Genomic DNA, 18,471 nt, shown 5'->3' with positions numbered 1-18,471 from the left:
GCCGGACCATGACCGACACCGCGTTGCAGCCACCCCCGGGCCTCGCGCCGCCCCGGCCCGCCCGGGCCGTGACCGGGGCCGTGGCCGTCACCATCGCCTGCGTCCTGCCGGTCTTCCTGCTCGGCGGCCTCGCCGTGCAGATGGGCGAGGACCTCGGATTCTCCCCGGCCGGCCTGGGCCTGGCCGTGTCGGTCTACTTCGGCGTCGGCGCGCTGGCCTCCGTGCCCTCCGGCGTCCTCGCCGAGCGGTACGGGCCGACCGTGGTGGCCCGTGCCGGCATCCTGCTCTCCGCCGCCTGCCTGCTGGCCGTGGCGGGGTTGGCCCGCTCGTACGCCGTCCTGCTCGGGCTGCTCGCGCTCGCCGGCACCGCCAACGCCCTCGGCCAGCTCGCCAGCAACGCCACCCTCGCCCGGCACGTGCCACCCTGCCGGCAGGGCCTGTCGTTCGGGGTGAAGCAGGCCGCCATCCCCGTCGCCACCCTGCTGGCCGGGGCGGCGGTGCCGACCGTGGCGCTGACGGCCGGCTGGCGCTGGGCGTTCGTGGCGGCCGCCGGCGCGGCCCTGGCCGCGCTGCCGACCGTACCCGCGCGGGAGCCCCGCCCGGCGCGGACGGCCGCCCCCGCCCGCGCCGGGCGCGCCACCGCGGCCCTGGTGGTCGTGGGGGCCGCCGGGACCTTCGCCGCCGCCGCCGCGAACGCGCTCGGCACCTTCGTCGTCGACTCCGCCGCCGGCCGGGGGCTGTCCCCCGGGCTGGCCGGGCTGACCCTCACCCTGGGCAGCGCGGTCTGCGTCGGGGCCCGGGTCACCGTCGGCTGGCTCGCGGACCGCCGCGCCACCGGGCACGTCGCCCTCATCGCCGGCATGCTCGTGGTCGGCGCGGCCGGGCTGGGCCTGCTGGCCGTGGCCGGGCCCGTGCCGCTGGTGGCCGGCGTGCTGCTCGGCTTCGGCCTGGGCTGGGCGTGGCCGGGCCTGATGACCTTCGCGGTGGTCCGGCTGCACCCGCGGGCCCCGGCCGCCGCCACCTCGGTCACCCAGACCGGGGTGTACGCGGGCGGCTGCCTCGGCCCGCTCGGCCTGGGTGCCGTGGCCGCCCACGCCGGCTACCCGACGATGTGGCTCGTGGCCGCCGCCTCGATGCTGCTGGCCGCCGCCCTGATGCTCACCGGCAGCCGGATGCTCGCCCGTCGCTAGCGGCCGGGTCGGGCCGAACCGCCCACCACATGCTCGCCCGCCGTCAGCCGGCGGCGCGAGCCGAACTGCACCCCACCACGCGCGGCTGGACCCCGGTCTGCCCGCTCGACCGGCGCGTCAGCTGGTGCGGTCGGCGATGTAGTCGCAGAGCGATTCGAGGGCGCGGCGGGCCGGGCCCTGCGGGAGCGGCGAGAGCTGCTCCCGGGCCTCCTCGGCGTAGCTGCGGACCGTCTCCCGGGCCCGCTTCAGCGCCGGGCTCTCACGCAGCAGGCCGAGCGCCTCGGCGTGCAGGGCGTCGTCGGTCAGCGGGCCCGTCGCCAGGATCTCCCGCAGCCGCACGGACGCGGCGTCGGCGTCGTCCGAGGCGAGCGCGTAGAGCACCGGCAGGGTCGGCACGCCCTCGCGCAGGTCGGTGCCGGGCGTCTTGCCCGACTCCACCGACTCCGAGGCGATGTCGAGCAGGTCGTCGGAGAGCTGGAAGGCCACGCCGATCGTCTCGCCGTAGCCGGCCAGCGCCTCGGTGTGCTCGGGGGCGGCACCGCCGAACATGCCGCCGAAGCGGGCCGAGGTGGCGATCAGCGAGCCGGTCTTGCCGGCGATCACGTCGAGGTAGTGGGCCACCGGGTCGTCGCCGGGGCGGGGGCCGACGGTCTCGGCGATCTGGCCGTGCACCAGGCGGGCGAAGGTGCGCGCCTGGAGGCGTACGGCCTCGATGCCCAGGTCGGCGGCGATGTCGGCGGCGCGGGCGAAGAGGTAGTCGCCGACGAGGATGGCGACCGAGTTGGTCCACCGGGAGTTGGCGCTCGGCGCCCCCCGGCGCACGTCGGCCTCGTCCATCACGTCGTCGTGGTAGAGCGTCGCCAGGTGGGTGAGCTCCATCACCACGGCGGCCGGCACGACCTGCGCGTTGGTCGGGTCGCCGAACTGCGCGCCCAGCGCGACCAGCAGCGGCCGGAACCGCTTGCCGCCGGCCTCCACGAGGTGCCGGGCGGCCTCCGTCACGAACGGGTCGGCGCTGGCCACGCTCGCGCGCAGCTCCGTCTCGACGCCCTCCAGCAGGCCCAGCACGGACGCCTCGACGCGGGGGTCGGCGAGATAGAGGCCGAGCGCGCCGAACTGACTCGTGCTCACCCGGGTCCGACGGCCGCCGGACCCGGGGGCACCTGAACGTTCGCCAGCCGGATTCACCACGCCATCAACCATGCCACACCCCTCCGACCTGCCCGGGACGGGGGATACGGCGCGGGGGCCGGCACGCCGTGGCGTACCGGCCCCCGCGGGCGTCAGCGTCGGTCATCTGACAAATTCGGCGGCGCCGCTGGCCAGATCGAGCAGCGGCGCGGGCGCCACACCGAGCACCAGCGTGGCGAGCACGCCGATCATCAGCGCGGCCGAGGTCAGCCCGCCGGGCACGGCGACGGTCGGCGTCGACTCGCCGGGCTCGGAGAGCCACATCATCACCACGACCCGCAGGTACGGGAACGCCAGCACCATGCTGGTCAGCACGCCGGCGATCACCAGCCACGCCTGCCCGCCGTCGAGCGCCGGGCCGAAGACCGCGAACTTGCTCGTGAAGCCGCTGGTCAGCGGGATGCCGGCGAAGGCCAGCAGGATGAAGGTGAAGATGCCGGCGTAGAACGGCGAGCGCCGGCCCAGCCCGGCCCAGCGGGACAGGTGGGTGGCCTCCCCGTCGGCGTCGCGCACCAGGGTCACCACGGCGAACGCGGCGAGCACCGAGAAGCCGTACGCCACCAGGTAGAACATCGTCCCGGAGATGCCGTCGGCCCCCGGCGCCAGCACGCCGACCAGCAGGTAGCCGGCGTTGGCGATCGAGGAGTACGCCAGCAGCCGCTTGATGTCGGTCTGGGTGACCGCCAGCACCGCGCCGACCAGCATGGTCAGCACCGCCACCGCGCCGAGGACCGGGGTGAAGTCCCACCGGGCGCCGTCGAAGGCGACGTGGAACACCCGCAGCAGGGCGCCGAACGCGGCGACCTTGGTGCAGGCGGCCATGAGGCCGGTGACCGGGGTCGGCGCGCCCTGGTAGACGTCCGGCGTCCAGACGTGGAAGGGGGCGGCGGCGGCCTTGAAGAGCAGGCCGATGGCGAGCAGCGCCATGCCGGCGAAGAGCAGCACCGGGCTGGCCGGCGAGTCCGTGACGGCGGCGTCGATGGTGGCGAAGTCGACACCCGCCTGCCGGCCCGGGGTGCCCGCCGTGAAGCCGTAGATCAGGGCCACGCCGAACAGGAAGAAGGCCGAGGCGTACGCGCCGAGCATGAAGTACTTCAGCGCGGCCTCCTGGCTCAGCAGCCGCCGGCGGCGGGCCAGGGCGCAGAGCAGGTACAGCGGCAGCGAGAAGACCTCGAGCGCGATGAACATGGTCAGCAGGTCGTTCGCCGCCACGAAGATCAGCATGCCGCCGATCGCGAACGTGGTCAGCGGGTAGACCTCGGTGAGGCCGTTCTTGCCCTCGGCCTGCCGCCGGTCGTCGGCCGACTCGGCGGTGACCGCGGCCTGGGCGACGAACGCCCCGCCCCGCTCCACCGAGCGCTCGCCGATGAGCAGCAGCGCCATCGCGGCGAGGACCAGGATCGCGCCCTGGAGGAAGAGCGTCGGCCCGTCCACGGCGATCGCCCCGCCGATGGTGATCTTCCGCTCGTCGGCCGCGAGCACCACCATAGTCAGCGCGGCGAGCACCGCCAGCAGGGCCAGCGTCAGCTGGACCACGTGCCGGAGCCGGCGGGGCACGAACGCCTCGACCAGCACGCCCAGCAGCGCGGCGCCCAGCATGATCAGGGTCGGAGCGAGCGCCGCGTAGTCGATCGACGGCAGTTTCAGCTCAGTCACTGCGCAAACCTTTCGTTCGCGACTGCGGGGCTCGCAAGCTCACTCCTCGCGCTCACTTTGCCGCCTCCTGGACGGTGCCGCCCGAGGTCGGGGCGGGGTCGGTCCGGCCGACGTCCTGCATGGTCGCCTGCACGGCCGGGTTGATCACGTCGGTGACCGGCTTCGGGTAGAAGCCGAGCAGCACGATCAGCGCGATCAGCGGGGCGACCACGACCTTCTCGCGAAGGTTCAGGTCGCGCTTCATGCCGTCGATCTGGGTCAGCGCCGGGTTGAGCGTGCCCTGGGTGGTGCGCTGCACCATCCACAGCACGTACGCGGCGGCCAGGATGATGCCGAGCGTCGCGATCACCGCGACCGGCTTGTTCACCGTGAACGTGCCGATCAGCACCAGGAACTCGGAGACGAACGGCGCGGTGCCGGGCAGCGCGAGCGACGCCAGGCCGGCGAAGAAGAGCACCCCGGCCAGGAGCGGCACCAGCTTGCCGGCGCCGCCGAAGTCACTGATCAGCGCCGAGCCCCGCCGGGCGATGAGCATGCCCACCACCAGGAAGAGCAGGCCCGTGGCCAGGCCGTGGTTGACCATGTAGAGCACCGCGCCGGTGCCGGCCTGGGTGGTGAAGGCGAAGATGCCGACCCCGATGAAGCCGAAGTGCGCGATCGAGGTGTACGACACCAGCCGCTTGAGGTCGTTCTGGCCGACCGCCAGCAGCGCGGCGTAGATGATGCCGATCACGCCCAGCGCCAGCGCCCACGGGGCGAACCACTTGGCCGCGTCCGGGAACAGCGGCAGGCAGTAGCGCAGGATGCCGAACGTGCCGACCTTGTCGAGCACGCCGACGAGCAGCGCCGCCGCCCCCGCCGGGGCCGCGCCACCGGCGTCCGGCAGCCAGGTGTGGAACGGGAAGAACGGCGCCTTGATCGCGAAGGCGAGGAAGAAGCCGAGGAACAGCCAGCGCTCCGTGCCGGTGGAGATGTCCACCTGGGACAGCGCCTGCCAGTCGAAGGTCTTCCCGCCGACGACCCAGAGGCCGATCACCGCGGCGAGCATGAACAGGCCGCCGACCAGCGAGTAGAGGAAGAACTTCACCGCCGCGTACTGCCGCTGGTGACCGCCGTAGCTGCCGATCAGGAAGTACATCGGCACCAGCATGACCTCGAAGAACACGTAGAACAGGAAGACGTCGGCGGCGGCGAAGACGCCGATCATCGTGCACTCGAGGACGAGCAGCAGGGCGAAGTAGACCGGCACCGACCGCTTGGACGACTCGGCGTCGTGCCACGACGCCAGGATCACCAGCGGTACGAGCACCGCGATCAGCATCAGCATCACCAGCGCGATGCCGTCGGCGGCGAAGGTGAAGTTGACGCCCCAGTTCGGGATCCACGCGTAGGACTCGCGGAACTGGAAGCGGTCACCGCCGACCTTGAAGGTCACCCACATGACCACCGACAGCGCCAGCACCAGCAGCGACCAGCCGAGCGCCACCTGCTTGGCCAGCTCCGGCCGGCTGCGCGGCAGGAAGGCCACCACCAGGGCGCCGACCAGCGGTGCCACGGTGAGCACCGAGAGGAACGGGAAGTCGGACATTATGCGGCCTTACCTCCGTCGTCACTGCGCGGTCCGCCGGTGACGGCCGCCTGGAAGTGGTCGATCACGTCAGCCACCCCGCCTCGACGGCCAGGAACGCCGCCAGGACCAGCAGCGCGCCGGTCAGGATCGAGGTGGCGTACGACCGGACGAAGCCCGTCTGGAGCCGCCGGAGCCGGCCCGAGCCACCCCCGATGCCCGCCGCCAGACCGTTGACCAGCCCGTCGACGCCCCGGTTGTCCAGGAAGACCAGCGCCCGGGTGAGGAAGATGCCCGGCTTCTCGAAGACCGCCTCGTTGAACGCGTCGGTGTAGAGGTTCTTCCGCGCGGCGGTGACCAGCACGCCGGCCGGCTGCGGCGCGGTGGCCGTGCCGTTGCGGAAGAGGAACCAGGCCAGACCCGCGCCGAGGATGGTGATCAGGATCGACAGGATCGTGATCACCGTGTGGGAGAGGACGCCGTGCGCCTCGCCGCCGGGCACCTCCCCGAGCACGGGCGTCAACCAGGAGGCGACTCCGTCGTTCCAGGCCATCAGTCCACCGGCCACCACAGACCCGATCGCCAGGAGGATGAGCGGGATCGTCATCAGCTTCGGCGACTCGTGCGGGTGCTGGATGTCCTCCGTCCAGCGCTTCGGCCCGTGGAAGGTGAGCACGAAGAGCCGGGTCATGTAGAAGGCGGTCAGTCCGGCACCAAGCAGCGCCGCGCCGCCGAAGAGCCAGGCAGTCCAGCCCTCCCGCTCGAAGGCGCTCGCGATGATCGGCTCCTTCGAGAAGTAGCCGGAGAGCGGCGGGATGCCGATGATCGCCAGCCAGCCGGCCGCGAAGGTCAGCCAGGTGATCTTCATGTGCTTCGAGAGGCCGCCGAACCGGCGGATGTCGACCTGGTCCTTCATGCCGTGCATGACCGAGCCGGCGCCGAGGAACATGTTGGCCTTGAAGAAGCCGTGCGCCAGCAGGTGGATGATGGCCAGCGCGTAGGCGCCTCCACCCAGGCCGACGCCGAGGAACATGTAGCCGATCTGGCTCACCGTCGACCAGGCCAGCACCCGCTTGATGTCGTCCTTGGCCGCGCCGATGACGCAGCCGATCAGCAGCGTCAGCGCGCCGACGCTCACCACGACGAGCTGGAGGGTGGAGTTGGCCGAGAAGATCGGGTTCGACCGGGCGATCAGGTACACGCCGGCGGTGACCATGGTGGCGGCGTGGATGAGCGCCGACACCGGGGTCGGGCCCTCCATCGCGTCCGGCAGCCACGCCTGGAGCGGGAACTGGCCGGACTTGCCGGTCGCGCCGAGCAGCAGCAGCAGGCCGAGCACCAGCACCGTGGTCGCGGTCAGCGAGCCGACCCCGTTGAAGACCTCGTCGTACTGGGTGGTGCCGAGGGTGGCGAACATGATGAAGATGCCGATCGCCAGGCCGGCGTCGCCGACCCGGTTCATCAGGAACGCCTTCTTGCCGGCGGTGGCGGCGCTGGGCCGCTCGTACCAGAAGGAGATCAGCAGGTACGACGCCAGACCGACGCCCTCCCAGCCGAAGTAGAGCATCACGTAGTTGTTGCCGAGCACCAGCAGCAGCATGGCGGCGACGAACAGGTTGAAGTAGGCGAAGAAGCGCCTACGCCCCGCGTCGTGCGACATGTACTCGACCGCGTAGAGGTGGATCAGGAAGCCCACCCCGGTGATCAGCAGCACGAAGACGGCGGCCAGCGGGTCGAAGAGCAGACCGAAGTCCACCCGCAGGTCGCCGACCGTGATGAAGTCCCACAGGCTCAGCTCGACCGACTTGTTCTCCAGCCCACGGAGCTGGAGGAAGTAGGTCAGGCCCAGCACGAACGCGGCGCCGATGGCGGCCACCCCGAGCCAGTGCCCCCAGCGGTCCGCCCGGCGGCCGAGCAGCAGCAGGACCACCGCGCTGACCAGCGGGATCGCCACCAGCAGCCAGACGCTGCCCAGCAGCCCGTCCGCCGTCGCGTAGGCGACGGTGCCCGCCGGCTCAGCCGGGGCGTTCGTCAGAATCGTTCCCACCGCAGGACCCCTCAGTACTTCAGCAGGTTGGCGTCGTCGACGCTCGCGGAGCGCCGGGTCCGGAAGATCGCCATGATGATCGCGAGCCCGACCACGACCTCGGCCGCCGCCACCACCATCACGAAGAACGCCATGATCTGTCCGTTGAGGTCACCGTTGATCCGGCTGAAGGTGACCAGGGTCAGGTTGGCCGCGTTGAGCATCAGCTCGACGCACATGAACAGCACGATCGCGTTGCGCCGGATGAGCACGCCGACCGCGCCGATGGTGAACAGCACCGCGGCCAGCACCAGGTAGTAGTCGGGGGTCACTTGTCCGTCCCCTTCAGGGTGGTCTCCTGGGCGGTCAGCTCGCGCACCGGCAGGATGTCCGGGGTGCTCCGATCGGTCAGCCGGCCGTCCGGCAGGCGGGCCGGGGTGGCCACGGAGGAGGAGGTCGCGTAGACACCCGGGCCGGGCTTCGGGCCCGGGTAGTTGCCCGGGGCGAAGCGCGCCCGCATCGTCTTCGGCTGGTCCAGCTTGTCTTCCTTGCGCCGCTCGATGTGAGCCAGCACCATCGCGCCGACCGCGGCCGTGATGAGCAGCGCCGAGGTCAGCTCGAAGGCGAAGACGTACTTGGTGAAGAGCAGCCGGGCGATGCCCTGCACGTTGCCCTCGGCGTTGGCCTGCTCCAGGCCCACCGCCGTGGTCCCCTCCAGCGCGCGCCACAGCCCGCCGCCGGCCAGGCCGGCGAAGCCGAGCCCGAGCACCACCGCCGCCACCCGCTGGCCCCGCAGCGTCTCGATCAACGAGTCCGAGGCGTCGCGGCCGACCAGCATCAGCACGAAGAGGAACAGCATCATGATGGCGCCGGTGTAGACGATGATCTGCACCATGCCGATGAACGGCCCGGCCTGGAGCACGTAGAACACGCCCAGGCAGAGCATCGTCAGCACCAGCCACAGGGCCGAGTGCACCGCGTTTCGCGCCGCGACCATGCCGATCGCGCCGATCAGCGCCAGCGGGGCCAGGATCCAGAAGGTCACCTGCTCCCCACCGGAGACCCCGCCCGCCGCGGCGAGCACCGTCTGCGTGGTCATGCTCCGTCTCCCTTGGCCGCCGCCGCCCGCTGGGCGTGCTGCTCGGCGCCGGGGAAGGTCACCCCGGGGTGTTCCTCCACCTGGTACCGGCCCGGGTTGTTGGCCGAGTGCTCCGCCCCGGCCGAGGTGCCCGGGTTGGTCAGCGCGCCGACGTAGTAGTCCTTCTCGCTGTCGCCCAGCCGCATCGGGTGCGGCGGCTGCTCCATGCCCGGCAGCAGCGGCGCGAGCAGCTGCTCCTTCGTGAAGATCAGATCCTGCCGGTTGTCCCGGGCCAGCTCGTACTCGTTGCTCATGGTGAGCGAACGGGTCGGGCAGGCCTCGATGCAGAGCCCGCAGAAGATGCAGCGGGCGTAGTTGATCTGGTAGATGCTGGCGTACCGCTCACCCGGCGAGAAGCGCTGCTCGTCGGTGTTGTCGCCGCCCTCGACGTAGATCGCGTCGGCCGGGCAGGCCCAGGCGCACAGCTCGCAGCCGATGCACTTCTCCAGCCCGTCCGGGTGCCGGTTGAGGATGTGCCGCCCGTGGTAGCGCGGCGCCGACACCGGCGGCTTGAACGGGTAGTCGGTGGTGATGACCTTCTTGAACATGTGCGAGAAGGTGACACCGAAGCCCTTGAACGTTCCGGTGATCGCGCCCACGTCACACCTCCCTGGAGTCCGGGCCGGCGGCGATGTTGGCCGGTTCCCGCTCGGCGACCACGCGCCTCGTGCGCGGGCTCGGTGGTACCTGCAGGTCCATCGGGGGCAGCGGGAAGCTGCCGTGCGGCCGGTCGTTGACCTGCTCCTGGACCGTCGGCTTCGGCTGCGGCTTGCGGCTCGGCCAGAGCAGCGTGGCGAGCAGCAGGATGCCGGCGGGGATGCCGACGGCGATCAGCTTGCCGCGCGAGTCCCAGTCCTCTATCGAGCGCAGGCCGGCCAGGACCATGATCCAGACCAGGTTGATCGGGAGCAGGACCTTCCAGCCGAAGCGCATGAACTGGTCGTAGCGCAGCCGGGGCAGGGTGCCCCGCAGCCAGACGAAGACGAACACCAGCATGACGACCTTGCCGAAGAACCACAGCATCGGCCACCAGCCGGAGTTGGCCCCCGCCCAGAAGGCGGTGATCGGCCACGGCGCGTGCCAGCCGCCGAGGAAGAGCGTCACGGTGAACGCGGACATCGTCACCATCGCGACGTACTCGCTGAGCATGAAGAGGGCGAACTTCAGCGAGCTGTACTCCGTCTGGAAGCCCGCCACCAGCTCCGACTCCGCCTCGGGCAGGTCGAACGGCGCCCGGTTCGTCTCACCGACGATGGCGATGAAGAACATGATGAAGCTGGGGAGCAGCAGGATCGCGTACCAGCCGGGTGCCGGAAGCTCGAAGCCCCCGATGTTCAGCCGGGTGCCGTCGCCCTGGGCGGCGACGATCCCGCTGGTCGACATGGTGCCGGCGGTCATGAAGACCGCGACGACGCTCAGGCCCATCGTGACCTCGTACGAGACCAACTGGGCGGCGGAGCGCAGGCCACCAAGCAGCGGGTACGTCGAGCCGCTGGCCCAGCCGCCGAGCACGATGCCGTACACGGCCAGCGAGGAGAAGGCCAGCACCACCAGCACCGCCACCGACACGTCGGTGACCTGCAACGGCGTCCGGTGCCCGAAGATGCTGACCATCGGCCCGAACGGGATCACGGACAGCGCGGTGACCGCGCAGACCACCGAGATCACCGGGGCGAAGAAGTAGACGACCTTGTCGGCGGTCCTCGGGAGGATGTCCTCCTTGAAGGCCAGCTTCAGGCCGTCGGCGAGGGTCTGCAGCAGGCCGAACGGGCCGGCCTGGTTGGGGCCGGGCCGCACCGCCATGCGGCCCACGACCCGGCGCTCGAACCAGACGCCGAGCAGCGTGGCCAGCACGGCGACGACGAACGCGAAGACGATCTTGCCGAGAACCAGCCACCAGGGGTCCCGGCCGAAGTCGGCCAGCGTCGGATCCTGGGCCAGGTAGACCGCGTTCACTGCTGTACACCCCCTGCGTTGAGGAGCGGGCCCGGACGGTCCGCCGCGTCGGCGGCGACCGCGGCGGCGGAGATCCGCACGAGCGCTCCGGACGTCGCGCCGAGGCTGCGTCGCACGGTCGAGCCGGGCGAGTTGGTCGGCAGCCAGACGACGCCGTCCGGCATCTCGGTGATCGCCGCCGGCAGGGTCAGCGCCCCGCGGTCGGTGCCCACCGTCACCGGGTCGCCGTCGGCGACGCCGAGCGCCTCCGCGGTGCCCTTGCCCAGCCGGACCACGGGCGGGCGGGCGGTACCGGCGAGGTACTCGTCGCCGTCGGTCAGGCTGCCCAGGTCGATCAACTGGTGCCAGGTGGCGAGCACCGCCTCACCGGCCCCCGGCTCCCGCACCGTGGCCGGCTCCACCGACGGGGCGGCGGGGCGGTCCGTACGGGTGCGGGGCAGCGCGCCCAACTCGCGGCGGACGCTGAGCACGTCGCCGGTGCCGAGCTGCACGTCGAGCTGCGCGGCGAGCGCGTCCAGCACGCGGCCGTCGGTCATCGCGGCGGTGTGCAGCACCGCCTCGAAGGTGCGCAGCCGGCCCTCCCAGTCCAGGAAGCTGCCGGCCTTCTCGGCCACCGGCGCCACGGGGAGGACGACGTCGGCCCGGCGGGCCACCGCGCTCATCCGCAGCTCCAGGCTCACCAGGAACGGCACCTCGTCCAGGGCCTTCTCGGCCAGCCGCGGGTCGGCCAGGTCGGCCGGGTCGACCCCGGCCACCACCAGTGCGCCAAGCTGACCGCCGACGGCGGCGGCGAGGATGCCGTCGGTGTCGCGGCCGGCCTGGCTCGGGATCACCCCGGCGGGGATGTCCCACGCCTCGCCCAGCTCGGCCCGCGCGGCCGGCTCGTTGACCAGGCGGCCACCGGGCAGCAGGTTGGGCAGGCAGCCCGCGTCGACCGCGCCGCGGTCACCCGCCCGCCGCGGCACCCAGGCCAGCTTCGCACCGGTACGCCGGGCCACGTCGGCCGCCGCGGAGAGGCCGCCCGGCACGCTGGCCAGCCGCTCCCCGACGATCAGGATCGCGCCCTCGGCGCCGAGCGCCTCGGCGACGGTGGCGTGCTCGGCGAGCACGGTCGCCTCCTCGCCCGGCACCACCCGGGCCAGCTTGGCGCCGAGCTTCTCCAGGCCGCGGGTGGCGAACGGCGCGATCGCGTAGACCGTCAGCTTCTTCTTCAGGTACGCCTTGCGCAGCCGCAGGAAGAGGATCGGGCACTCCTCCTCCGGCTCCAGCCCGACCAGCACCACCGCCGGCGCCTTCTCGACGTCGGCGTACGTGACGTCGGTGACCCCGGCGACCGAACTGGCCAGGAAGTCCGTCTCCTCGCGGGAGACCGGCCGGGCCCGGAAGTCGATGTCGTTGGTGTTCAGCGCGACCCGGGCGAACTTCGCGTACGCGTAGGCGTCCTCGACGGTCAGCCGGCCGCCGGTGAGCACCGCCGTGCCGCGCCCACCTTCGCGCGCGGCGCGCAGGCCCTCGGCGGCGACGGTCAGCGCCTCGCTCCACGCCGCCTCACGCAGCTCACCGGTCTGCGGGTCGCGGACCAGCGGGGTGGTGAGCCGGTCGAAGGCGCGGGCGTACTGGAAGCCCCACCGCCCCTTGTCGCAGTTCCACTCCTCGTTCACCGCCGGGTCGTCGCCGGCCAGCCGGCGCAGCACCTTGCCCCGCCGCCAGTCGGTGCGCTGGGCGCACCCGGCCGAGCAGTGCTCGCAGACGCTGGGGGTGGAGACCAGGTCGAACGGGCGGGCCCGGAACCGGTACTGGGTGCCGGTCAGCGCGCCGACCGGGCAGATCTGCACCGTGTTGCCGGAGAAGTACGAGTTGAACGGCACGTCGCCGGAGTCGGCCTCGTCGGCGCCGGGGCAGCCCACGTCCACGCCGTAGTCCTCGTCCCGGTAGATGTTGATCTCCTCGGCGGACGACCGGCCCATCAGGTCGATGAACTTGTCGCCGGCGATCTCCTCGGAGAACCGGGTGCAGCGCTGGCAGAGCACGCAGCGCTCGCGGTCGAGCAGCACCTGCGTGCTGATCGGCAGCGGCTTCGGGTACTCCCGCTTGTGCTCGTGGAACCGCGAGTCGGCGCGCCCGGTGGACATCGCCTGGTTCTGCAGCGGGCACTCGCCGCCCTTGTCGCACATCGGGCAGTCGAGCGGGTGGTTGAGCAGCAGCAGCTCCATGACCCCCTCCTGCGCCTTCTTGGCGACCGGGGAGGTGAGCTGGGTACGCACCACCATGCCGTCGGCGACGGTCTGGGTGCAGGAGGCGACGGGCTTGCGCTGCCCCTCCACCTCGACCAGGCACTGCCGGCACGCGCCGGCCGGGGCCAGCAGCGGGTGGTCGCAGAACCGGGGGATCTCGGTGCCCAACTGCTCGGCGACCCGGATCAGCAGCGCCCCCTTGGGGGCGGTGACCTCGACGCCGTCGATGGTGAGCGTGACGGTCTCGGTCTGCTTCGCTACGTCGGTCACAGTGCTTGCCTTTCGCTCGCGACTGCGGGGCTCGCTCCGCTCACTCCTCGCGCTCGCATCAGTGCGCTCCCACTAGCTGCTTGTCCGACAGCTTCGGCGCGGTACGTCCCTCGATGTAGTCGAGGTAGTCCTGCTTGAAGTACTTCAGCGACGAGGTCACCGAGCTGGTGGCGCCGTCACCGAGGCCGCAGAACGAACGGCCGAGGATGTTGTCGCAGGTGTCCAGCAAAGTGTCCAGGTCCTCGTGGGTGCCCTGACCGGCGAGGATCCGCCGGTAGACCCGGACCATCCAGTAGTTGCCCTCGCGGCACGGGGTGCACTTGCCGCACGACTCGTGGTGGTAGAACTCCAGCCACCGGTAGGTCGCGTAGACCGGGCAGTCCTGGTCGGAGAAGATCTGGGTGGCCGTGGTGCCGAGGATCGAGCCGGCCGCCGCCACCCCCTCGAAGTCGAGCGGCACGTCCAGGTGCTCGGCGGTGAGCAGCGGCGTCGACGAGCCGCCCGGCGTCCAGAACCTCAGGTTGTGGCCGGGCCGCATGCCGCCGGCCAGCTCGATCAGTTCCCGCAGAGTGACGCCCATGCCGCACTCGTACTGGCCGGGGTTGGCGATCCGGCCGGAGAGCGAGTAGATCATCGGGCCGGACGACTTCTCCGTGCCCATCGTCTTCCACCAGTCGGCGCCGCCCAGCACGATGTAGGGCACGCTGGCGATGGTGCCGACGTTGTTGACCACCGTCGGGCTCGCGTACAGGCCGTGGGTGGCCGGGAACGGCGGGCGCAGCCGGGGCTGGCCCCGGAAGCCCTCCAGCGAGTCCAGCAGCGCGGTCTCCTCGCCGCAGATGTACGCCCCGGCGCCCGAATGCACCACCAGCTCCAGGTCGTAGCCGGAGCCGAGGATGTTGCGGCCGAGGTAGCCCTTGGCGGTCGCCTCCCGCACGGCGTTGCGCAGCCGGCGCGCGGCGTGCACCGCCTCGCCCCGGATGTAGATGTAGGCGCGGTTGGCCCGGATCGCGTACGACGCGATGATCACGCCCTCGACGAGGGCGTGCGGGTCGTGCGTCATCAGCGGGAGGTCCTTGCAGGTGCCCGGCTCCCCCTCGTCGGCGTTGACCACGAGGTAGTGCGGCTTGCCGTCGCCCTGCGGGATGAACCCCCACTTCAGACCGGTCGGGAAGCCGGCGCCGCCGCGACCGCGCAGGCCGGAGTCCTTGATCAGCTGGATCAGGTCGTCCGGGTGCGCCTTGAGCGCCTTGCGCAGCGCCGCGTAGCCGTCGAGCTTCTCGTAGGTGCCGATGCGCCAGGCGTCCGGCGACAGCCAGCGCTTGGTGAGTACCGGCGTCAGCTTGGCCAGGGTCTCCGGCCGGGGAGTGGTCACTTCTGGACCCCCGTCTCGCTCGCGACGGCGGAGCCCGCGCCACCGGCGCTCGTCCCCGCCTCGGCTTCCTTGAGGTTGCGCTCCTGCGCCCCGGCCTCGTCGCCGGCGGGCTTGCCGTCGCCGGCCGGCGCGTTGGCCGCCGCGCCGGCGGCCTCCGCCTCCCGCGCGTCGCGGGGAGCCGGCGGGGCGCCGTCCACCGGGACCTTGGTGCCCGGGGCGTCCGGCACGGCGGTCGCCGCGTCGGGCTGCCGGGTCTCGGCCGTACGCACCTCGGGCGACTTGGCGTCCGGCGCCTTCACGTCGCGGGTGGTGCTGCCGGCCGCCTGCGCCGGGGTCGCCGGCTCGCCGGCGCCCGCGTTGCCGGTCGCACCCAGGACGGTCTTGGCCGGCTCAGGGGCCGGCTTCGCGGCCTCGCTGCGGGCCTTCGCCTCGGCGGCGGCCTTGTCGGCCTCGGCCTTGCTGCGGATCGGGGTGTTCGGGTCGAAGCCCGGCACCGAGATGCCGTGCTCCTGCGCCAGCCGCAGCCCCCGCAGGGTGGGCTCGCCCGGCCCGCCGTCGGCGACCGCGCCCTCCCGCTCGTCGGCGAAGCCGGCGAGCTGCACCGCCATCTCCTTGAGGGTGCAGAGCCGGGCGCCCCGCGTCGGCATCGGCCGGCCGCCGGCGCGCAGCTCGTCGACGACGCCGCGCGCGGACTGCGGGTCGACCCCGTCGAAGAAGTCGTAGTTGACGGTCATCACGGGCCCGTAGTCGCACGCCGCCAGGCACTCGGCGTGCTCCAGGGTGATCTTCCCGTCGGCGGTCGTCTCGTCGTGCCCCACGCCGAGGTGCTCGGCGAGGGTGTCGTAGACCTCCTGGCCGCCGAGGACGTTGCACATGGTGTTGGTGCAGACGCTCACCAGGTAGTCGCCGGTCGGCCGGCGCTTGTACATGGTGTAGAAGGTCGCGACCGCCCCGACCTGGGCCTTGTTGAGGCCCAGCACCTCGGCGCAGAACGCCACGCCGGCCGGGGAGACGTAGCCCTCCTCGGCCTGCACCAGGTGCAGCAGCGGCAGCAGCGCCGAGCGGGACCGGTCGGCCGGGTAGCGGGCGATGATCTCCCGTGCCCGCTCGCGGGTCTCGTCAGTGAAAACACTCATCGGTCACAACCACCCATCACGGGGTCCAGCGAGGCGCCGCCGGCGATCACGTCGGCGATCAGGCCGCCCTCGGCCATCGCCGGGAGGGCCTGGAGGTTGACGAAGCTCGGCTCCCGGTAGTGCACCCGGTACGGCCGGGTGCCACCGTCGGAGACGGCGTGCACGCCCAGCTCGCCACGGGGCGCCTCGATGCCGACGTAGACCTGCCCCGGCGGCACCCGGAAGCCCTCGGTCACGAGCTTGAAGTGGTGGATCAGCGACTCCATCGACTGACCCATGATCTTCGCGACGTGCTCCAGCGAGTTGCCCATGCCGTCGACGCCGATGGCGAGCTGCGCCGGCCAGGCGATCTTCTTGTCGGCCACCATCACCGGGCCCGGCCGGAGCCGGTCCAACGCCTGCTCGACGAGCTTGAGCGACTCCCGGATCTCGGCGAGCCGGACCAGGTAGCGGCCCCACACGTCGCCGTCGGTGTGCGTCGGCACGTCGAACTCGTACGTCTCGTAGCCGCAGTACGGCATGGTCTTGCGCAGGTCCCAGGCGAGGCCGGCGGAGCGCAGCACCGGGCCGGTCACGCCCAGCGCGAGGCAGCCCGTCACGTCGAGCACCGCGACGTTCTGCGTCCGCTCGAGCCAGATGGGCTGCCCGGAGAGGAGGTTCTCGTACTCCTTGAGCCGCTTCGGCATCAGCTTCAGGAACTCACGGATCTTGACGATCGCCTCGTCCGGCACGTCCTGCGCCACGCCGCCCGGCCGGACGTACGCGTGGTTCATCCGCAGGCCGGTGATGATCTCGAAGATCTCCAGCACGTACTCCCGCTCGCGGAAGCCGTAGAGCATCATGTTGATCGCGCCCAGCTCCATGGCCGTGGTAGCCACCCAGACCAGGTGCGAGGAGATCCGGTTCAGCTCCATCATGAGGACCCGGATGGTGTTCGCCCGCTCGGTGATCTGCTCGGAGATCCCGAGCAGCTTCTCCACCGCGAGCGCGTACCCGGTCTCGTTGAAGATCGGGGCGAGGTAGTCCATCCGGGTCACGAAGGTGCTGCCCTGGACCCAGTTGCGGTATTCGAGGTTCTTCTCGATGCCGGTGTGCAGGTAGCCGACGACCGAGCGGGCCTCGCGGACCGTCTCCCCCTCCAGCTCCAGGACCAGCCGGAGCACGCCGTGCGTCGACGGGTGCTGCGGACCCATGTTGACGACGATGCGCTCGTCGTTGATCGGGTCGGTGCCCGAGACGACGCTGTCCCAGTCGCCACCGGTGACGGTGAAGACCTTGCCCTCGGTGGTGTCGCGCTCGCTGGCGTAGTTCGACGTGGTCACTGGTAGGACCTCCTCCGGTCCGGCGGCGGGATCTCAGCGCCCTTGTACTCGACGGGCACGCCGCCGAGGGGGTAGTCCTTGCGCTGCGGGTGCCCCTCCCAGTCGTCCGGCATGAGGATCCGGGTCAGGTTGGGGTGACCGTCGAAGACGATGCCGAACATGTCGTACGCCTCGCGCTCCTGCCAGTCCGCCGTCGGGTAGACCGACGTGACGCTCGGCAGGTGCGGGTCCTCGACGGAGACCGCGGCCTCCAGCCGCACCGTGCGGCGGTAGGTCATCGAGGTGAGCTGGTAGACGACGTGCAGGCGGCGGGCGTCGGCGCCGAGGTAGTCGACCCCGGAGACCGAGGAGCAGAGCTCGAAGCGGAGCGCCATGTCGTCGCGCATCACCTGGCAGACCTCGGCGATCCGCTCGGGGCGGATGTGCAACGTCAGCTCGCCCCGGTCGACCACGACCTTCTCGAGGGCGTCGGCGAAGTCCGGGTACGCCTCCTCCAGCGCGTCGCGGACCTCGTCGAAGTAGCCCCCGTACGGCCGGGGGGCGTCCTCGATGGTGCGGCGCTGGCGGACGAGGCCGCCGAAGCCGGACACGTCGCCGGAGCCCTGGTTGCCGAACATGCCCCGGCCGGCCGGGCTGGCCGGGGGGTACTCGGCGGGCGCCGTGCTGCTGGCGCCGGCCGGCGTGACCGGCACCGGTACGCCGCCGTCGTCTTTCCTGTCCTGAGGCGCGGTCACTTCTGGACACCCCCGTGCTGCAGGTGGTTCTGGGCCTTCATCCAGTTCTCGATCCGCAGCTGCTCCTCGCGGCCCTCACGGACCGCCTTGGTCCACTCGGCCCGCCGGGCCTTGTCGCTGCGGTACGACGACGGCATCGAGCCGTAGGGGACGACCGGGACGTCGCCGCGGGCCTGGCGTGCCTCGAGCATCTTGCGGCCGTTCGGGCCGAGCGGCTCGTGCCCGATCTTCTCGCGCAGCTTGAGGACCGCGTCGATGAGCATCTCGGGCCGGGGCGGGCAGCCGGGCAGGTACATGTCGACCGGGACGATGTGGTCGACGCCCTGCACGATGGCGTAGTTGTTGAACATGCCGCCGCTGCTGGCGCAGACGCCCATCGAGATGACCCAGCGGGGCTCCGCCATCTGGTCGTAGATCTGGCGCAGCACCGGGGCCATCTTCTGGCTGACCCGGCCGGCCACGATCATCAGGTCGGCCTGCCGGGGCGAGGCCCGGAAGACCTCCATGCCCCAGCGGCCCATGTCGTAGTGCGGGCCACCCGCGGCCATCATCTCGATCGCGCAGCAGGCCAGGCCGAAGGTCGCACCCCAGACCGACGTCTTGCGCGACCAGTTGACCAGCTTCTCCACCGAGGTGAGCAGGACACCGGCGGGGAGCTTCTCCTCGATACCCATCT

The 18,471-nt window shown here is 71.7% G+C and carries 15 protein-coding genes; 1 reads left to right on the top strand and 14 read right to left on the bottom strand.

The window, feature by feature from the left end:
- Positions 1-8 precede the first annotated feature (8 nt).
- Positions 9-1,190 carry an MFS transporter gene (locus CLT72_RS24475; protein WP_101413773.1) on the top strand — a complete coding sequence of 394 codons (1,182 nt, stop codon included), beginning with the start codon at positions 9-11 and terminating at the stop codon, positions 1,188-1,190.
- A gap of 117 nt (positions 1,191-1,307) precedes the next feature.
- Here the strand turns inward: CLT72_RS24475 and CLT72_RS24470 are convergent, their stop codons facing one another.
- The 14 genes from CLT72_RS24470 to CLT72_RS24405 all read right to left on the bottom strand — a co-directional run bounded on the left by CLT72_RS24470 (position 1,308) and on the right by CLT72_RS24405 (position 18,469).
- Complete coding sequence (locus CLT72_RS24470; protein ID WP_089002421.1) at positions 1,308-2,393, bottom strand: polyprenyl synthetase family protein; 1,086 nt, start codon at positions 2,391-2,393, stop codon at positions 1,308-1,310.
- A 90-nt stretch (positions 2,394-2,483) separates the two neighbouring features.
- Positions 2,484-4,037, bottom strand: coding sequence for an NADH-quinone oxidoreductase subunit NuoN (nuoN, locus tag CLT72_RS24465; protein WP_101413772.1), 1,554 nt, complete (start codon positions 4,035-4,037; stop codon positions 2,484-2,486).
- Between the two features lie 52 nt (positions 4,038-4,089).
- Positions 4,090-5,625 carry an NADH-quinone oxidoreductase subunit M gene (locus CLT72_RS24460; RefSeq protein WP_089002423.1) on the bottom strand — a complete coding sequence of 512 codons (1,536 nt, stop codon included), beginning with the start codon at positions 5,623-5,625 and terminating at the stop codon, positions 4,090-4,092.
- Positions 5,626-5,689: 64 nt separating this feature from the next.
- Complete coding sequence (gene nuoL / locus CLT72_RS24455; RefSeq protein WP_101413771.1) at positions 5,690-7,651, bottom strand: NADH-quinone oxidoreductase subunit L; 1,962 nt, start codon at positions 7,649-7,651, stop codon at positions 5,690-5,692.
- A gap of 11 nt (positions 7,652-7,662) precedes the next feature.
- A complete protein-coding gene (nuoK, locus tag CLT72_RS24450; RefSeq protein ID WP_089002424.1) occupies positions 7,663-7,962 on the bottom strand; it encodes an NADH-quinone oxidoreductase subunit NuoK in 300 nt (99 codons plus the stop codon).
- A complete protein-coding gene (locus CLT72_RS24445) occupies positions 7,959-8,729 on the bottom strand; it encodes an NADH-quinone oxidoreductase subunit J (RefSeq protein ID WP_101413770.1) in 771 nt (256 codons plus the stop codon). Before CLT72_RS24445 ends, nuoK begins: the two co-directional genes overlap by 4 nt.
- A complete protein-coding gene (gene nuoI / locus CLT72_RS24440) occupies positions 8,726-9,367 on the bottom strand; it encodes an NADH-quinone oxidoreductase subunit NuoI (RefSeq protein WP_089002426.1) in 642 nt (213 codons plus the stop codon). The genes CLT72_RS24445 and nuoI overlap by 4 nt, the downstream gene beginning before the upstream one ends.
- Position 9,368: 1 nt before the next feature.
- Entirely contained in the window at positions 9,369-10,724 is a 1,356-nt protein-coding gene (gene nuoH / locus CLT72_RS24435; protein WP_089002427.1) for an NADH-quinone oxidoreductase subunit NuoH, read from the bottom strand.
- Complete coding sequence (locus tag CLT72_RS24430) at positions 10,721-13,228, bottom strand: NADH-quinone oxidoreductase subunit G (protein ID WP_101413769.1); 2,508 nt, start codon at positions 13,226-13,228, stop codon at positions 10,721-10,723. The genes nuoH and CLT72_RS24430 overlap by 4 nt, the downstream gene beginning before the upstream one ends.
- 58 nt (positions 13,229-13,286) lie before the next feature.
- Complete coding sequence (gene nuoF / locus CLT72_RS24425) at positions 13,287-14,603, bottom strand: NADH-quinone oxidoreductase subunit NuoF (RefSeq protein ID WP_101413768.1); 1,317 nt, start codon at positions 14,601-14,603, stop codon at positions 13,287-13,289.
- Positions 14,600-15,739, bottom strand: coding sequence for an NADH-quinone oxidoreductase subunit NuoE (gene nuoE / locus CLT72_RS24420; RefSeq protein ID WP_101413767.1), 1,140 nt, complete (start codon positions 15,737-15,739; stop codon positions 14,600-14,602). The genes nuoF and nuoE overlap by 4 nt, the downstream gene beginning before the upstream one ends.
- On the bottom strand, positions 15,736-17,061 hold the full coding sequence (locus CLT72_RS24415; protein WP_101413766.1) for an NADH-quinone oxidoreductase subunit D: 1,326 nt from the start codon (positions 17,059-17,061) through the stop codon (positions 15,736-15,738). The genes nuoE and CLT72_RS24415 overlap by 4 nt, the downstream gene beginning before the upstream one ends.
- Positions 17,058-17,795 (bottom strand): NADH-quinone oxidoreductase subunit C, encoded by a 738-nt coding sequence (locus tag CLT72_RS24410; RefSeq protein ID WP_101413765.1) that lies wholly within the window; start codon positions 17,793-17,795, stop codon positions 17,058-17,060. The genes CLT72_RS24415 and CLT72_RS24410 overlap by 4 nt, the downstream gene beginning before the upstream one ends.
- Positions 17,792-18,469 carry a NuoB/complex I 20 kDa subunit family protein gene (locus CLT72_RS24405; protein WP_089002433.1) on the bottom strand — a complete coding sequence of 226 codons (678 nt, stop codon included), beginning with the start codon at positions 18,467-18,469 and terminating at the stop codon, positions 17,792-17,794. Before CLT72_RS24405 ends, CLT72_RS24410 begins: the two co-directional genes overlap by 4 nt.
- Between the last annotated feature and the right edge of the window lie 2 nt (positions 18,470-18,471).

The sequence above is a fragment of the Micromonospora sp. CNZ309 genome, assembly GCF_002846525.1.
This window is presented reverse-complemented; position numbering and strand designations above follow the sequence as displayed.

What these genes read in the sequence shown, in the direction of transcription:
- CLT72_RS24475 (WP_101413773.1), top strand. Translation starts at nt 9, where the DNA reads ATGACCGACACCGCGTTGCAGCCACCCCCGGGCCTCGCGCCGCCCCGG.
- CLT72_RS24470 (WP_089002421.1), bottom strand. Translation starts at nt 2,393, where the DNA reads ATGGTTGATGGCGTGGTGAATCCGGCTGGCGAACGTTCAGGTGCCCCC.
- CLT72_RS24460 (WP_089002423.1), bottom strand. Translation starts at nt 5,625, where the DNA reads ATGTCCGACTTCCCGTTCCTCTCGGTGCTCACCGTGGCACCGCTGGTC.
- CLT72_RS24445 (WP_101413770.1), bottom strand. Translation starts at nt 8,729, where the DNA reads ATGACCACGCAGACGGTGCTCGCCGCGGCGGGCGGGGTCTCCGGTGGG.
- nuoE (WP_101413767.1), bottom strand. Translation starts at nt 15,739, where the DNA reads ATGAGTGTTTTCACTGACGAGACCCGCGAGCGGGCACGGGAGATCATC.
- CLT72_RS24405 (WP_089002433.1), bottom strand. Translation starts at nt 18,469, where the DNA reads ATGGGTATCGAGGAGAAGCTCCCCGCCGGTGTCCTGCTCACCTCGGTG.